The 14,385-nt window shown below is 71.4% G+C and carries 16 protein-coding genes and 1 tRNA gene; 8 read left to right on the top strand and 9 right to left on the bottom strand.

Translation table 11 applies throughout. From position 1 onward, the window contains the following. Nucleotides 1-86: 86 nt before the first annotated feature. The 3 genes from JIW86_RS19380 to JIW86_RS19370 form a co-directional block, all read right to left on the bottom strand. Entirely contained in the window at nucleotides 87-857 is a 771-nt protein-coding gene (locus JIW86_RS19380) for a nucleotidyltransferase family protein (RefSeq protein WP_257555109.1), read from the bottom strand. Between the two features lie 28 nt (nucleotides 858-885). Continuing rightward, on the bottom strand, nucleotides 886-1,302 hold the full coding sequence (locus tag JIW86_RS19375; RefSeq protein WP_215139621.1) for a hypothetical protein: 417 nt from the start codon (nucleotides 1,300-1,302) through the stop codon (nucleotides 886-888). 199 nt (nucleotides 1,303-1,501) lie between these two features. Further along, the gene (locus JIW86_RS19370; protein ID WP_257555108.1) at nucleotides 1,502-2,590 is read right to left on the bottom strand and encodes an ABC transporter ATP-binding protein; all 1,089 of its coding nucleotides are present in this window, start codon (nucleotides 2,588-2,590) and stop codon (nucleotides 1,502-1,504) included. A gap of 174 nt (nucleotides 2,591-2,764) precedes the next feature. Between JIW86_RS19370 and JIW86_RS19365 the strand changes: the two genes are divergently transcribed. After that, on the top strand, nucleotides 2,765-3,445 hold the full coding sequence (locus JIW86_RS19365; protein WP_257555107.1) for a hypothetical protein: 681 nt from the start codon (nucleotides 2,765-2,767) through the stop codon (nucleotides 3,443-3,445). A gap of 218 nt (nucleotides 3,446-3,663) precedes the next feature. Here JIW86_RS19365 and JIW86_RS19360 read toward each other — a convergent pair whose 3' ends face one another. Beyond that, a complete protein-coding gene (locus JIW86_RS19360; RefSeq protein ID WP_257555106.1) occupies nucleotides 3,664-5,046 on the bottom strand; it encodes an RNA-guided endonuclease InsQ/TnpB family protein in 1,383 nt (460 codons plus the stop codon). A 160-nt stretch (nucleotides 5,047-5,206) separates the two neighbouring features. Between JIW86_RS19360 and JIW86_RS19355 the strand changes: the two genes are divergently transcribed. Further along, nucleotides 5,207-5,279 (top strand) — tRNA-Thr (locus tag JIW86_RS19355). Between the two features lie 74 nt (nucleotides 5,280-5,353). Further along, the gene (locus JIW86_RS19350) at nucleotides 5,354-5,533 is read left to right on the top strand and encodes a hypothetical protein (RefSeq protein WP_257555104.1); all 180 of its coding nucleotides are present in this window, start codon (nucleotides 5,354-5,356) and stop codon (nucleotides 5,531-5,533) included. Nucleotides 5,534-5,559: 26 nt separating this feature from the next. On the opposite strand, the gene JIW86_RS19345 is transcribed toward JIW86_RS19350, so the two are convergent. Further along, nucleotides 5,560-6,942: an NAD(P)/FAD-dependent oxidoreductase gene (locus tag JIW86_RS19345; protein WP_257555102.1), complete on the bottom strand. Its 1,383-nt coding sequence runs from the start codon at nucleotides 6,940-6,942 to the stop codon at nucleotides 5,560-5,562. Nucleotides 6,943-7,064: 122 nt separating this feature from the next. Here JIW86_RS19345 and JIW86_RS19340 point away from each other — a divergent pair, with 122 nt between their 5' ends. The 3 genes from JIW86_RS19340 (at nucleotide 7,065) to JIW86_RS19330 (ending at nucleotide 9,200) form a co-directional block, all read left to right on the top strand. Beyond that, nucleotides 7,065-7,982, top strand: coding sequence for an aminoglycoside phosphotransferase family protein (locus tag JIW86_RS19340; RefSeq protein ID WP_257559362.1), 918 nt, complete (start codon nucleotides 7,065-7,067; stop codon nucleotides 7,980-7,982). Nucleotides 7,983-7,992: 10 nt separating this feature from the next. Next, nucleotides 7,993-8,463, top strand: coding sequence for a GNAT family N-acetyltransferase (locus JIW86_RS19335; protein ID WP_257555100.1), 471 nt, complete (start codon nucleotides 7,993-7,995; stop codon nucleotides 8,461-8,463). Nucleotides 8,464-8,525: 62 nt separating this feature from the next. Next, nucleotides 8,526-9,200, top strand: a complete 675-nt coding sequence (locus JIW86_RS19330) for a pentapeptide repeat-containing protein (protein ID WP_257555098.1) — start codon at nucleotides 8,526-8,528, stop codon at nucleotides 9,198-9,200. Nucleotides 9,201-9,234: 34 nt separating this feature from the next. Here JIW86_RS19330 and JIW86_RS19325 read toward each other — a convergent pair whose 3' ends face one another. The 3 genes from JIW86_RS19325 to JIW86_RS19315 are packed head-to-tail and all read right to left on the bottom strand — an operon-like array spanning nucleotide 9,235 to nucleotide 11,606. Next, nucleotides 9,235-9,738 (bottom strand): hypothetical protein, encoded by a 504-nt coding sequence (locus JIW86_RS19325; RefSeq protein WP_257555096.1) that lies wholly within the window; start codon nucleotides 9,736-9,738, stop codon nucleotides 9,235-9,237. 45 nt (nucleotides 9,739-9,783) lie between these two features. Next, nucleotides 9,784-10,404 carry a response regulator gene (locus JIW86_RS19320; protein WP_215139612.1) on the bottom strand — a complete coding sequence of 207 codons (621 nt, stop codon included), beginning with the start codon at nucleotides 10,402-10,404 and terminating at the stop codon, nucleotides 9,784-9,786. Further along, nucleotides 10,401-11,606, bottom strand: a complete 1,206-nt coding sequence (locus tag JIW86_RS19315) for a sensor histidine kinase (protein ID WP_257555094.1) — start codon at nucleotides 11,604-11,606, stop codon at nucleotides 10,401-10,403. The genes JIW86_RS19320 and JIW86_RS19315 overlap by 4 nt, the downstream gene beginning before the upstream one ends. A gap of 213 nt (nucleotides 11,607-11,819) precedes the next feature. Between JIW86_RS19315 and JIW86_RS19310 the strand changes: the two genes are divergently transcribed. After that, nucleotides 11,820-12,371: a GlcG/HbpS family heme-binding protein gene (locus tag JIW86_RS19310; RefSeq protein ID WP_215139610.1), complete on the top strand. Its 552-nt coding sequence runs from the start codon at nucleotides 11,820-11,822 to the stop codon at nucleotides 12,369-12,371. A gap of 32 nt (nucleotides 12,372-12,403) precedes the next feature. Further along, on the top strand, nucleotides 12,404-13,816 hold the full coding sequence (locus tag JIW86_RS19305) for a M1 family metallopeptidase (protein ID WP_257555092.1): 1,413 nt from the start codon (nucleotides 12,404-12,406) through the stop codon (nucleotides 13,814-13,816). Here JIW86_RS19305 and JIW86_RS19300 read toward each other — a convergent pair. Next, nucleotides 13,813-14,343, bottom strand: a complete 531-nt coding sequence (locus tag JIW86_RS19300) for a GNAT family N-acetyltransferase (protein WP_257555090.1) — start codon at nucleotides 14,341-14,343, stop codon at nucleotides 13,813-13,815. The genes JIW86_RS19305 and JIW86_RS19300 overlap by 4 nt on opposite strands. Nucleotides 14,344-14,385 lie beyond the last annotated feature (42 nt).

Below are 14,385 nucleotides of genomic sequence, written 5' to 3'. Positions count from 1 at the left end.
ACACCAGGGGCCCGGCGCGCGCGAGCGTGCCGGGCCCCTCCGCGCGCCCCGAGCACACGAAGCATCGTAAATCCGTCCGAAAAGGCTCAGGAGCCCGTCTGCGCCGCCAACTCCCGTGCCGCCTCGGTCAGGTCCTTCGCCGTGTCGATCGCCCGCCAGTAGGCCCCCTGCGGCAGCGGAAAGCCCGCCAGCCGCCGCTCCCGCGCCAACCGCGGGAACGTCGTCCGCTCGTGATCCCCCAAATCCGGCAGCAGCGCCACGAATTCGGGCCCGAAGACATACACGCCCGCATTGACCGGATACGGCGACGGCGGAGCCTCGATGAAGTCCAGCACCTGCCCGAACTCGTTCGTCTCCACCACCCCCCACGGAATCCGCGGACGGGCCAGCGCCAGCGTCGCCACCGCACCGCGCTCCGTATGGAACGCGGCCATCTCCCGCAGCGAGAACCGCGTCCAGATGTCACCGTTCGTCGCGTACCAGGACCCCTCCGGGTCCGGGAGATGACGCGCCGCGTACTTCAGACCGCCACCCCGCCCCAGCGGCTCCTCCTCCACCACCGTCGTCACCCGCAGCGGCAACTCCGCCTCCGCCAGCCACTCCTGAAGCACCCCGGCCAGATGCCCGCACGACACCACGACGTCCGTGACCCCCTCCGACGCCAGCCACGCCAGCTGATGCCCGATGATCGGCACCCCCGTCCCCGGAATCTCCACCATCGGCTTCGGACGGTCGTCCGTATACGGCCGCAGCCGCGAACCCTGACCGCCCGCCAGGACAACGGCCTGGGTGGGGGCGGAAGAGAACGCGGCTGCGGGAGGCGGAGTGGAAGGGGTGGATCGGGAAGTGTCGGTCATGCAGGCCAGGGTAGGGACGCGACGCGCCTCAGCCCATGGAGGCGACACCGGACGCGTACGAGGTGTCGCACACCGGCCGGGCGAAGGACTGGGCCTTCGTCGGACCGTAGGCGTCCACCGCCGCCCGGCCCAGCGCCCGGGCGATCCCCACGCAGTGCGCGGCCAACGACGGCCGCTTGTCCACCTCCTGCTGGAGGTGCGTGAGGACATCACCCGGCTCCTTGCCCTGCTGGATCTCGCCGACGAGCGTGTCGCGCAGCACGTCGTGCGCCGCGGGCCGCGGCTTGGCGGGGACGGAGACGTCCTCGGCGGAGGCGGTCAGGACCTGGGACGAAGAAGTGTCCGCCCAGGGGACCATGGTGACCGCGAGGGTCCCGGACAGGACCAGGACGACGGGCAGGACCAGGGCGAGGGAACGGCCGATACGGCGGGCAGTGTGGGTCACGAGGGCGAGAGTAGCGCTCGGTGAAGATTTGGCGACATTTAGTCACCCTGTCGGGGGATGGTTCGACGTGGCTTTTCGAATTATGGGTTGACGGGTTGGGCCTGAATGGCCCGGTCTGCCAGGGTTCCTGCGCGGCAGCCCGACACGGAGGAGGGGCGCCCCCGACGGGGACGCCCCTCCAACACCCTGCCGCAGCCGACTAGTCGGAGAGCCGCTCACCCGAAGAAGTCGAGAACACGTGGATCTCGCCGCCCTGCGGCACCACGTGCAGGCTCGAACCCTTCTCCGGCACCTGGCGGCCGTTCACACGGACCACAAGGTCCTGCGAACCCTCGGCCGACGTGGCCGACCCGTACACGTAACCATCGGCACCGAGCTCCTCGACCACGTTCACGACGATCGTCAGACCGCCGCTCTCCGCGATGTCGAAGTGCTCCGGACGCACGCCCACCGTGACGGTACGGTCGCCCGCGTCGGCGGCGGCCGACAGCGCCTCACGCGACACCGGGACCACGCTGTCGCCGAACTTCACACCGCCGTCGGTGATCGGGACCTCGACCAGGTTCATGGCCGGCGAACCGATGAAGCCCGCCACGAACAGGTTCGCCGGACGGTCGTACATGTTGCGCGGGGTGTCGACCTGCTGAAGCAGCCCGTCCTTCAGGACCGCCACCCGGTCGCCCATGGTCATGGCCTCGACCTGGTCGTGCGTGACGTAGACGGTGGTGATGCCCAGATCGCGCTGGAGCGCCGCGATCTGCGTACGGGTGGACACGCGGAGCTTGGCGTCGAGGTTCGACAGCGGCTCGTCCATGAGGAACACCTGCGGCTTGCGCACGATGGCACGGCCCATCGCCACACGCTGGCGCTGACCACCGGAGAGCGCCTTCGGCTTGCGGTCGAGGTACTGGGTCAGGTCCAGCATCTTCGCCGCGTCCTCCACCTTCTTGCGGATGGTGGCCTTGTCCTCACCGGCGATCTTGAGCGCGAAGCCCATGTTGTCGGCGACGGACATGTGCGGGTACAGCGCGTAGTTCTGGAACACCATCGCGATGTCCCGGTCCTTGGGCGGCAGGTGCGTGACGTCACGGTCACCGATGCGGATGGAACCGCCGTTGACGTCCTCCAGACCGGCGAGCATGCGCAGCGAGGTGGACTTGCCGCAGCCGGACGGACCGACGAGGACGAGGAACTCGCCATCCTCGATCTCCAGCTCCAGCTGGTCGACGGCGGGCTTGTCCCCGCCGGGGTACAGACGGGTCGCCTTGTCGAAAGTGACAGAAGCCATGGTGATGAATCCCTTCTACCGGCAGGAACGTGCCGGACGATCCGAGTGGAAGGTCTAGTCCAGTAATCGGACTCCGCCCGACGCTACCCGCCGGCCCGCCTCCTGTCAGCACCCGCATCGACGTGACTTCGAACTCTGTGCGATCCGTCGGACCCGGATGCTTGGATGACGCGCATGAGCGGCATACAGCGTCCCCGCGACGTCCACGAACTGATCCGCGTCCTCCCCGATGTCCCGGTTCTCCGGGACCGCTGCCGGGCGCTGGCAGCCCTGGAAGTGCTCATGGGCGGCCGCTACGGCCGCTACTACGACTACGACCCCGCCTGGGGCCCGGGAGTCGAAGCCGCACTGATGAACAACGGCTCGGGTGACGAGTACGCCATCCTCTTCACGCCCGACGGCGTCTTCGGCCGCGGCTTCGACCACGAGTCCTGGATGAGCCCCTACACAAATGAGGACATGGCCCTGTGGCCCGGTCTCGTGGACACCCTGCCGGAGGTGTTCCGGCCGCAACTCGAAGAGCAGGCCTTCTGCGACGAGCACGTCCAGGTGGCCACCGTGGTGTTCTGGCGCGAGACCGCCGACACCGCCTGGCGGGCGGGACCGGTGGAGATCCCCACGGACGCGGACGACGGCACGGGCCACCTCTTCCACGTCCTGGCAGCTGGCACCCCGGACGCGTACGCGGACTTCGCCGAGCACTACTACGAGCGCGAGATCGACCTCGACGCGGTCCGGCACGTCTTCGCCCTGCGCCCGCTCACGGAAGCGGTGGTCAAGGCCCTGAACCCGGGGGCGGACCTCGCCGGTGTGGCGAAGGCGGTGGCCGGGACGGGGTATCCGGTCGCCGCCTGACGTCCGTCGGCAGAGCAACGCGCTTTTGACCTGTGGCCCCAGCAGAGCAGGGCACTTTTGGCCTCGGCTCTGTTGCGCCTCACCACCCTCACGAGCAGTGGTTCCTGCTTCGACGCCCGTTGCCGGCCCGGCATGACCCTGGGGGTCGCACCTGGCCGGTCTTACGCGGGCTCCACAGGCATTGCGGCCGACGGCCCGTCGGCCCGTACTGCGGTTGGCTACGCGGCCGGTACGAGATCCACCAGCTCCGAAGCCCTGATCACACTCGGCGGCACCCGCCCCGGCGGCAGCCCGGCGGCCACGGTCCAGTACAGCCGCATCCCCTCGTCCTGGAGGTTCACCGCCGCGTTCTCGTCGCGGTCGTGCACCGTCCCGCACTCCGCGCAGGTCCACTCGCGGATCGAGACGTCGAGCCGCGGGCCCTTCGTATGGCAGGCCGAGCAGCGCCGGGTCGACGGGAAGAACCGGTCCACGATCACCAGCGTCCGCCCGTACCACGCGCACTTGTAGCGGAGTTGGCGCAGCAGCTCACCCCACGCCGCGTCCAGGATGGACCGGTTCAGCGCCGCCTTGCGCCGGCGGCCCTTCCCCGTCGCCGCACGCAGGAGGTTGGCGATCGGCAGGTCTTCCACCACGAGCACTTGGTTCTCGCGCACGAGGCGGGTCGTGAACCGGTCCAGCAGATCACGACGGACATCACCGATCGAGGCGTACAGGCGGGCGATACGCTCCCGCACCTTCCCCCGGTTCTTCGAGCCCTTCCGTTTCCTGTGCAGATCGCGCTGCAAGGAGGCGAGCTGTTTCGCGTACTTCTTCAGCAGCCGCGGATGCGGCAGCTTCTCCCCGTCGTCGAGCGTCACCAGCGTCGCGAGTCCGAGGTCCAGGCCCACTGCCTTCGGCTCGCGGCTGGCGGGGAAGAGCGCCTCGGGGAGCGGCGCGATCACTTCCTCCACCAGTACGGAGAGGAAGAACCGGCCGGCCCGGTCCCGGGTGACCGTCAGCTTCACCGGTAACTGCCCTGGTGGAAGCGCCCGCGACCAGCGCACGTCCAGCGGCGTGCTCTGCTTGGCGAGGGTGACCGAGGCCGTACCCGGACGCTCGGGGTTCTCGACCCACCGGAAGCCGGTGCGGACGTACGTCGCCGAGTCGCGGGAGCGGTGCTTCGACTTCCGCTGCGGGTACTTCGCCGATCCCTTGAAGAATTTGGAGAACGCGGAGTCGAGGTGCCGTAACGACTGCTGGAGGACCGTGGAAGAGGCTTCCCTCAGCCAGGCGGTCTCCGGTATCCGCTTCCATCCGGTCAGGGCCCGGCAGGTCTCGGCGAAGCCCAGCGATACCCGGTGGTCCTCCCAGGCCTTCACCCGGAGGGCGAGGCCCTCGTTGTAGACCCAGCGGCAGGCGCCGAAGGTCTGGGTGAGCTGAGCGGCCTGGTCGGCGGTCGGATAGAAGCGGAAACGGTAGACGCGCTGCTGCGTGCCCGGCGCTCTGACCAGGCTCTTCAGTGGCGTGGCCGTCCGGCCCTGGTGTTTGGTCCGGTCGCCCACTCCGAGGTGTTCGCGCTTGACGCGCCGGGCTTCCTCCCCCGTGACACGGTCCCCCATCGCCCCTCCCGCGATCTGTTCTCCAGAACGGCACACCAGTCCGTACAACGAACGTGTGCGTGGGTGGTTACGGGCGGCTCCAATGTGATGGCTTGGGGAATCGGCCGCTGTGTAGAGTGATGGCGGCTCCACGCGCGGTGGGTTTGTGGGTGGGTGTCATGCCGCCTTAGCTCAGTTGGTAGAGCACCGGCTTTGTAACCCGAAGGTCATCGGTTCGATTCCGATAGGCGGCTCGAGAAGGCCAGGTCACACCATGTGTGACCTGGCCTTTTGGCTTTGTCAGAGCCAGCCCAGGCGGACGGCTTCCATGCCGGCCTGGAAGCGGCTCTGGGCGTTGAGGCGCTTGAGGAGGGCCGCGCACTTCCTGACCGGATCCGACGGCCGGGACCTGTGGTTCGAGGCGTTGTGCAAGGACCTGGCCCTGTGCGCGACGGAGTCCGTCCTCGATCGCATCGCGTGGACGCGGCGCGCGGAAGGCCCCGGGTGATCACCCGGGGCCTTCCGGCGTACTGATCAGTGGCGGCCCGAGATGCGGTCGGCCAGCCGGGCCAGCGGGGTCGTCGTCGGGGTGTGGCTGGCCGTTTCGTGGCGGTCCGCCCGACGGTAGGCGGCGTAGAGGGCCTGGACGCCGAGCCAGCGGAAGGGTTCCGGCTCCCAGCGGCGCACGCGGTGGTTGACCCAGGGCAGGGCGGTCAGCTCCGTGGTCTCGCCGAGGATCAGGTCGCGCAGGGTGCGGCCCGCGAGGTTGGCGGTGGCGACGCCGGAGCCGACGTAGCCGCCCGCCCAGCCGAGGCCGGTGCCGGCGTCCAGGGTGACGGTGGCGCACCAGTCGCGCGGGACGCCGAGGACACCCGACCAGGCGTGGGTGATCTCCGTACCGGTGAGGACCGGGAAGAAGGAGAAGAGCAGCTCGCGCAGGGAGTCGATGGTGGCCGGCTGGGTGCGTCCGTCGTTGTCCGTGCGCGAGCCGAATCGGTACGGCACCCCGCGGCCGCCGATCGCGATGCGGCCGTCGGCGGTGCGCTGGGCGTACATGTAGGCGTGGGCCATGTCCCCCAGGAGCGTCGAGTCCGACCAGGACAGCTGCTGCCACGTGGACTCCGGGATCGGGGCCGTCACGATCATCGAGGAGTTCATCGGGAGCCACGAGCGCTTCTGGCCCTTGAGGGCGGCGGTGAAGCCCTCCGTGCAGCGCAGTATGTACGGGGCGCGGACGGTGCCGTAGGGGGTGACGGCCTTGCGCGGGGCGATCTCCGTGACGGGGGTGGACTCGTGGATCACCACGCCCAGCCGTTCGCAGGCCGCGGCCAGGCCCCTGGCCAGCTTCAGGGGGTGGATGCGGGCGCCGTGCGGGGTCCAGCTCGAGCCGACGGCGTCGGCGATGTCGATGCGGGCGCGGGTGGCGGTGGCGTCGTGCAGCTCGCGGTCGGTTTCGCCGAAGGCGAGTTCGGCGGCGTGGAAGGCCTTGAGGCGGGTGAGCTGGGCGGGGGTGCGGGCGACCTCGAGGACGCCGCCGCGGTGGATGTCGGCGTCGATCCCTTCCTTGGCCGCCACCTCGATGACCTCGGTGACCGTGTCGTTCATGGCCTGCTGGAGGCGCTGGGCGGCCTGGTGGCCGTGGAGCGCGGCGTAGCGGTCGCGGCCGGCGATGCCGTTGTAGAGCCAGCCGCCGTTGCGGCCGGAGGCTCCGTACCCGCAGAACTTCTGCTCCAGGACGGTCACGCGCAGGTCGGGGGCGGACGCCTTCAGGTAGTAGGCGGTCCACAGGCCCGTGTAGCCGCCGCCCACGATGACGACATCGGCCGTGGCGTCGGCGGTCAGGGGTGGGCGCGGTGGGGTGGTGGGGGCGGTGCGGTCGGTCGCGTACCAGAAGGAGATGCCGCCGTTGATCGTCATGGGGGAGTTGGTACACCTGGTTCCGGCGGCGCGTCCATGGACTGGTTGTCGTGCTTCGGGGGGTGATTCCAGGCCGGATGGCCGATGTGGGGACCGCGGCGGCGTCGTAGGGTCGGGCGGTGATGGACATCTCGGAGATTCCGGAAGGTCTGGTCCGGGCGCAGATCAGGTGGAACGGCGAGGCGGGCCGGGAGTTCATCGCCGGGCTGCCGGCGCGGGCGGCCCGGTTCCTGGAGCGGTGGGAGCTGCGGCGTACGGGGCCGGTGATGCACGGGGTGACGGCGCTGGTGCTGCCGGTGGTGCGGGCCGACGGGAGTGCGGCGGCGCTGAAGCTCCAGCGGGTGGACGAGGAGAGCGCCGGGGAGCCGGTCGCGCTGCGCGCGTGGGGCGGGGAGGGCGCCGTACGGCTGCTGGAGTACGACGCGGAGACGGGCACGCTGCTGCTGGAACGGCTGGACGAGGGGCGCCACTTGTCGGCGCTCGCGGAGCGGGATTCGCGCCGGGCGGTCCAGGTGGTCGCGGAGCTGCTGGCGCGGCTGACGGCGGTCCCGGCGCCGGCGGGGCTGCGCGGGCTCGGGGAGATGGCCGCCGGGATGCTGGACGACCTGCCGCAGGCGCTGGGTCGGCTGGCGGACGGGCGGGAGCGGCGGCTGCTCGGGCGGTGCGCGGCGGCGTTGGCGGAGGTCGCGGGGGAGCCGGGCGACCGGTTGCTGCACTGGGACCTGCACTACGACAACGTGCTGGCGGGGCGCCGGGAGCCGTGGCTGGCGATCGACCCGAAGCCGCTGTCGGGCGATCCGGGGTTCGAGCTGCTGCCGGCGATCGTGAACAACTTCCGTGCGCAGGAGGTGCGGTGGCGCTTCGACCTGCTGACGGAGGTGACGGGACTGGACCGGGACCGGGACCGGGCGCGGGCGTGGACGCTGGGGCGGGTGGTGCAGAACTGCCTGTGGGACGTGGAGGAGGGGGAGGAGCGGCTGGGGGCGGAGCAGGTGGCGGTGGCGGAGGAACTGCTGGGCTCGCGCAGGACGCCCGTTTAGGGTGCGGGGCATGATCCGGAATGCTGAAGTCACCGATGTTCCCGTCATCCAGGCGATGATCCGCGAGCTCGCGGAGTACGAGAAGGTGCCGCACGAGGCGCGCGCGACCGAGGAGCAGCTGCGGGAGGCGCTGTTCGGGGAGCGGTCGGCGGCGTTCGCGCACATCGCGGAATCGGCGCAGGGCGAGGTCGTCGGCTTCTCGGTGTGGTTCCTCAACTTCTCGACGTGGCGCGGGGTGCACGGCATCTACCTGGAGGACTTGTACGTCCGCCCGGGCGCCCGTGGCGGCGGCTACGGCAAGGCCCTGCTGCGGGAGCTGGCGCGGATCTGCGTGGAGCGCGGCTACGGGCGGCTGGAGTGGTCGGTCCTGAACTGGAACACGCCGTCGATCGAGTTCTACGAATCCCTGGGCGCGCGCCTGCAGGACGAGTGGTCGGTCTACCGCTTGACGGACGGGGCACTGGCGGAGCTGGGGCGTTAGGGCGGCTGGTGGCGGCTTCGGCGATGCGCGGCGTTGTCAGTGGGCTGGGCCACGATGGGGTGATGGCGCGCAAAGGGCAGCAGGAGACGGTGAAGGCGGCGCGGCGGCCGGAGGTACGGCTGCCGGAGCTGTCGGTGTGGGAAGCGGGTGAGCTGGAACCGGACGGGGACTACGACGGGCTGGAGTTCGCGGACCTGGACCTCACGGGGCAGGAGGGGGTCGGGGCGCAGTTCATGGACTGCGCGGTGCGGCGGTGCGTGCTGGACGAGGCGGGGCTGCGCAAGGCGCGGTTCCTGGACTCGGTGCTGGAGGGGGTCCGGGGCGTGGGGACGGACCTGGCGGGGGCTTCGCTGCGGGACGTGGAGCTGGTGGACGCCCGGCTGGGCGGGGTGCAGCTGCACGGGGCGGTGCTGGAGCGGGTCCTCGTACGCGGCGGCAAGATCGACTACCTGAACCTGCGGCAGGCGCGGCTCAAGGACGTGGTCTTCGAGGGGTGCGTGCTGGTGGAGCCGGACTTCGGGGACGCCGTGCTGGAGCGGGTGGAGTTCCGGGACTGCGCGCTGCGGGGAGTGGACTTCGGCGGGGCGCGGATGACGGACGTGGATCTGCGCGCCGCGGGCGTACTGGAGATCGCACGCGGGCTGGACTCGCTGGCCGGGGCGGTGATCAGCCCGGCGCAGCTGTTCGACCTGGCCCCGGCGCTGGCCGCGCAGCTGGGGGTACGGGTGGTGGCCTGAGGCCACCCGCAGGAAGAGACGCCCCGGACAGGGCCTAGGCCGGGACCCGGGGGAAGCGGGCCTGGAGGGTCCAGATGGCCGGGTTGTCGCCGAGGCCCTCGTGCATGTCGACGAGGTCCGCGATGAGGTCGTGCAGGAAGTCGCGGGCCTCGCGGCGCAGCAGGCGGTGGCTGAAGGTCAGCGGGTCCTCGTCGCCCGGCATCCAGTCGGCCTCGATGTCGACCCAGCCGAAGCGGCGCTCGAAGAGCATCCGGTCCGTGGATTCGGTGAAGTCGAGCTCGGCGTACTGGCGGTTGGCGGAGCGGTTGCCGCGCGGGTCCCGGTCGAGCTGTTCGACGATGTCGCACAGGGCCCAGGCGAAGTCCAGTACCGGCACCCATCCCCAGGCTGTGGACACTTCCCGGTCCTTGTCGGTGTCCGCGAGGTAGACGTCCCCGCAGAACAGGTCGTGCCGCAGGGTGTGGACGTCCGCCGAGCGGTAGTCGGTCTGCGGGGGGTCGGGGAAGCGCCGGGAGAGGGAGTAGCCGATGTCGAGCACGTACCCGATGGTGTCACGGCTTCGGCGCCGCCCCGCATCGAGGCGTCACGGCAGCAGGCGCTGCTCCTTGGCGACCGAGACGGCGCCGGCGCGGGTGTCGACGCCGAGCTTGTCGTAGATGCGGCCGAGGTGGGTCTTGACGGTGGCCTCGCTGATGAAGAGGGCGCGGGCGATGTCGCGGTTGCCGAGGCCGCGGGCCAGCTGGCCCAGGATGTCCAGCTCGCGGTCGGTCAGGGTGGGGCGGGTGCCCCGCATGTGGGCCATGACGCGGCTGGCCACGGGCGGGGAGAGGGTGGTGCGGCCCTGGGCGGCCGAGTGGATGGCGGCGAAGAGCTCCTCGGGGCGTTCCGCCTTGAGGAGGTAGCCGGTCGCGCCCGCGCCGATGGCCCGTGTGATGTCCGCGTCGGTGTCGTACGTGGTGAGGACGAGGACGTGCGGCGGGCCGGGGAGGGCGGTGATGCGGCGGGTGGCCTCGACGCCGTCGATGCCCTCGCCCAGCTGGAGGTCCATGAGGACGACGTCGGGGCGGAGTTTGGCGGCCAGGGCGACGGCCTCCTCGCCGCTGCCCGCTTCACCGAGCACCTCGATGTCGGGTTCGCTGCCGAGCAGGGCCAGGAGCCCGGCACGGACCACCACGTGGTCGTCGCAGAGCAGGATCGTCGTCATCCGGTGGGCTCCAGGGGGATGGCCGCAGAGAGGACGGTGCCCTCGCCGGGGGTGGATTCGATGGTCAGGGTGCTGCCGAGCTGGCGGACGCGGGCCCGCATCGCCGGGAGGCCGTGCCCGCGTTCGGCGCGTTCGGCGGCGTCGTCGCGGGGCTCGGTGAAGCCGTGGCCGTCGTCGGCGATGTCGAGGACCACCTGGTCGCCCAGGAAGCTGAGGGTGAGTGCGGCCGTCCGGGCGCCGGAGTGTTCGCGGACGTTGGCCAGGGCGCCCTGGGCTATGCGCAGCAGCGCGGACTGGACGCGGTCGGGGAGCGGGGCCGGGGCGCCTTCGAGGTGGAAGCGCACCTCGACGTCCGGGCCGGCGTCCAGGGCGCGCAGGGCGTCGGCGAGGCCGGCGCCGTCGGCGAGCTCGGCCGGGGCCAGGTCGTGGACCAGGCGGCGGGCCTCGGCGAGCCCGCGCGCCGCGATGCCGGTGGCGGTACGGACGTGCGCGCGGGCGGTGCCGGGGTCGGTGTCCCAGGTGCGGTCGGCGGCCTGGAGGAGCATCTGCTGGCTGGAGAGGTTCTGGGCGAGGGTGTCGTGGATCTCCATGGACAGCCGCTGGCGTTCGGCGAGGGTGCCTTCGCGGCGTTCGGTGGCGGCCAGCTCCCGGCGGGTGCGGATCAGGTCGTCGATCAGTGCGCGCTGGGCCTGGGCCTGGCGCTCCATGTGGACGAAGACGGCGGTGGCGAGGGCGGCGACGGCCGGCGGCGCGAGCAGCAGGTTGGGGTCGAACTCCTTGGCCAGTTTCAGCTGGGCGACGACCACGAGGCCCGTGAGGAGGGCGACGAGGACGATCGCGGCGCGCGGGGGGAGGGTGCGCAGGGCGGTGAAGAAGAGCGGAACGGCGCACCAGGCGAAGCTCGGCGCGAGGACGACGAGGACCACCCAGGTCGTGACGACCAGGCCGAGCCAGAGGCGGCGGCGCGCGGTGGGGGCGGCGCCGAGGGCGGGGCCGAGTACGTAGAGCAGTGCCAGGGCGATGCTGAGGGCGATGACCCACGGGGTGCGGGGCTCGCCGGGATGGCGCAGCAGGAAGCGGGCCACCGAGGCGCCGAGGAGGAGGAAGAACGCCGTGTGCATGACGGTGGCCAGCGTGCGGGTGTCCGGTTTCCGCGGGGGCTGGCTCACGGGGTGCTCCTGGGGTGGGGGGCGTGCGTCCATTGTCGGCCGAGGCACCGCGGTCGGCGCCGCTGCCGGGGCCGCGCCCTGGGCTGACCAGCCAATACGAACGACGGCCGCGGGCGCATCGACCGATCGGATGACCCCCGGGTCAGCCGGTCCGGTAGGTGGTCGGAGCCGGTACGGCGACGGGGCGGCGGGGGGTTTCCGCCCAGGCTTGGTGATGTCACCGCCTCACCGTTGTCAGGAGCAGAGATGAAGACCCGCACCCGCGTTCTCACCGGTACCGCCCTCGCCGTCGCGCTCGGCGCCGGGACCTTCGGCGCCGTCAGCGCCAGCGCCACCACGAACACCGGCACGGCCGCCGTCTCCGCGAAGAAGCAGGAGACGGACGACAAGAACTTCACCACCTCGACCCACCTCACCATCGACGCCGCCACCCGCGCCGCCACGGCCGCGCTCGAGGCCGCGCAGAAGGAGAACCAGAAGGTGACGGTCGCGGTCGTGGACCGCAACGGCAACACCATCGTCACCCTGCGCGGCGACGGCGCGGGCCCGCAGTCCTACGAGTCGGCGCAGCGCAAGGCCTTCACCGCCGTGTCCTGGAACGCCCCGACCTCGGTGCTCGTGGGCCGCCTCGCCCAGACCCCGAACCTGAAGGACATCCCCGGCACCCTGTTCCTCGGCGGCGGCACCCCGGTCCAGGCGAACGGCGCCCCGGTCGCCGGCATCGGTGTGGCCGGCGCCCCGAGCGGTGACCTGGACGAGAAGTTCGCCAAGGCCGGAGCCGACGCGCTCGCCAAGTAGTCCGCCGGCCGGCACGACCTAGGATCGAGCGCGTGGAACACCGTGCGCTCTCCCGCCTCGCCGCCCCTGCCGTTGCCGCCCTGCTCGCCCTCACCACGGCGTGTACGGGCGGCACCGTGCATGGGCGGCCGGGTGCGTCGGGGCTGCGCGATCCGTACTTCCCCAAGGCGGGCAACGGCGGTTATCAGGTCGAGCACTACGAGCTGGACCTGGATTACGACCCCGGCGACGGCCTGCTGCACGGCACGGCGGTGATCACCGCCCGCGCCGAGCAGGGGCTGAGCTCCTTCAACCTCGACCTCAGCGGCCTGAAGGTCGAGGGCGTGACGGTGCAGGGCGCCGGGGCCCGGTACAACCGGACCGGCAACGAGCTGACCGTGCGCCCGGCCGAGGACCTGGAGAAGGGCGAGGTCTTCGTCACGGAGGTCGACTACTCCGGCCGGCCGAAGGCCCTCACGGACGCGGACGGCGCCAAGGAGGGCTGGATCACCACCGAGGACGGCGCGGTGGGCGTCGGCGAGCCGGTGGGGTCGATGACCTGGTTCCCGGGCAACCACCACCCCAGCGACAAGGCCACCTACGACATCACGATCACCGTGCCGAAGGGCTACGAGGCCGTGTCGAACGGCGAGTTGCGCGCCCGGACCACGCAGGCCGACGGGCGCACCGCGTTCGCGTGGCACAGTCCGGAGCCGATGGCGAGCTATCTGGCGACCGCGGTCGTCGGCAAGTACCGGGTGGCGACCGGGCGGACCCCGTCGGGGGTGGCCCTGTACGACGCGGTGGCGCCCGGGGAGGCGGCGGCGAGCGCGGGGGACCTCGCGCGGGTGCCGGAGATGGTGGAGTGGGGCGCCGGCCGCTTCGGCCCGTACCCCTTCAGCACCGCGGGGGCGATCGTGCTGCCCGCCGGGACCCTCGCGTACGCGCTGGAGACGCAGACCAGGCCGGTCTTCTCCGGCGCGCCGGGCAGCGAGGATCTCGTGCTGCACGAGCTCGCCCACCAGTGGTTCGGCAACTCGGTGTCGCCGAAGTCCTGGAAGGACATGTGGCTCAACGAGGGCTTCGCGACGTACGCGGAGTGGCTGTGGGCCGAGGACCACGGCGGGGTCACCGCGCAGAAGCGCTTCGAGGCGTTCCTGGCCGGTGACACCGAGGTCGACGAGGGGGCCGACTCCGACTGGGACGCCTTCCCGCCGGCCGCCCCGCCCGGTCCCGAGCACATTTCCGGGAACCCGGTGTACTTCCGCGGTGCGATGGTGCTGCACCGGATCCGTCAGGAGGTCGGCGACGAGAAGTTCTTCGCCCTGGTGCGCGGCTGGGCCGCCGAGCACCGGCACGGGAACGCGAGTACGGCCGACTTCACCGCGTACGCGGAGCGGCAGACGGGTCACGACCTGAAGAAGGTCTGGGACGTGTGGCTGTACGGGAAGGACAGCCCCCGCTAAGGCAGTTCGGCAGTGAGGGGTTTGCGCAGCACGGTGCACTCGCGGCCCAGCTCGCGGTCCCTGGCCCGGCGCAGGAACCCGTAGCCCTGGGACTGCCAGAACGCGAGGGCCTTGGGGTTGTTCGCCAGTACGGCCAGGCGTACGCCCGCCCGTCCCGCGGCCCGGAAGTGGTCCTCGACCAGGGTGGCCACGGCGCGGCCGTATCCCTCGCGGTGCGCGGTGGCGTCGATGAGCAGCAGCCCGATCCACGGGTCCGGGTCCTCGGAGGCCGGGTCAGGGTGGTGGGCCAGGGTGGTGGCCATGCCGACGAGCCGGCCTGCGGAGCGGGCGAGGAGGACCTCGGCGCCGTCATGGGCGAGTTCGTCGGCGAGGGCGGCCGCGACCTGTTCGACCGTGATGCGGCCCGGATCGGGGAAGTCGCCGCTGAGTTCGAAGAACGCGTGGTTCGTCGCGTACAGGGCGGCGATCTCGGTGAGGACCGGACCGGGCAGGTCGCCGTCCACGGGGACGAGCGGTTGAAGGATCACCTGCTGAACGGTAGCGAAGCCCCCTCCCCGGACGGCCGGGAG

This window comes from Streptomyces sp. NBC_00162 (assembly GCF_024611995.1).
In the GTDB taxonomy this organism is placed as follows: domain Bacteria; phylum Actinomycetota; class Actinomycetes; order Streptomycetales; family Streptomycetaceae; genus Streptomyces.
The sequence above is the reverse complement of the archived record's forward strand: the minus strand, read 5'-3'. Positions and strand labels throughout refer to the sequence as shown.

Excerpts from the sequence above, each read along its gene's own strand:
- JIW86_RS19340 (WP_257559362.1), top strand. The coding sequence starts at position 7,065 with ATGGACATCTCGGAGATTCCGGAAGGTCTGGTCCGGGCGCAGATCAGG.
- JIW86_RS19350 (WP_257555104.1), top strand. The coding sequence starts at position 5,354 with ATGCCGGCCTGGAAGCGGCTCTGGGCGTTGAGGCGCTTGAGGAGGGCC.
- JIW86_RS19320 (WP_215139612.1), bottom strand. The coding sequence starts at position 10,404 with ATGACGACGATCCTGCTCTGCGACGACCACGTGGTGGTCCGTGCCGGG.
- JIW86_RS19315 (WP_257555094.1), bottom strand. The coding sequence starts at position 11,606 with ATGGACGCACGCCCCCCACCCCAGGAGCACCCCGTGAGCCAGCCCCCG.
- JIW86_RS19360 (WP_257555106.1), bottom strand. The coding sequence starts at position 5,046 with ATGGGGGACCGTGTCACGGGGGAGGAAGCCCGGCGCGTCAAGCGCGAA.
- JIW86_RS19330 (WP_257555098.1), top strand. The coding sequence starts at position 8,526 with ATGGCGCGCAAAGGGCAGCAGGAGACGGTGAAGGCGGCGCGGCGGCCG.
- JIW86_RS19370 (WP_257555108.1), bottom strand. The coding sequence starts at position 2,590 with ATGGCTTCTGTCACTTTCGACAAGGCGACCCGTCTGTACCCCGGCGGG.
- JIW86_RS19335 (WP_257555100.1), top strand. The coding sequence starts at position 7,993 with ATGATCCGGAATGCTGAAGTCACCGATGTTCCCGTCATCCAGGCGATG.
- JIW86_RS19380 (WP_257555109.1), bottom strand. The coding sequence starts at position 857 with ATGACCGACACTTCCCGATCCACCCCTTCCACTCCGCCTCCCGCAGCC.
- JIW86_RS19345 (WP_257555102.1), bottom strand. The coding sequence starts at position 6,942 with ATGACGATCAACGGCGGCATCTCCTTCTGGTACGCGACCGACCGCACC.
- JIW86_RS19310 (WP_215139610.1), top strand. The coding sequence starts at position 11,820 with ATGAAGACCCGCACCCGCGTTCTCACCGGTACCGCCCTCGCCGTCGCG.
- JIW86_RS19365 (WP_257555107.1), top strand. The coding sequence starts at position 2,765 with ATGAGCGGCATACAGCGTCCCCGCGACGTCCACGAACTGATCCGCGTC.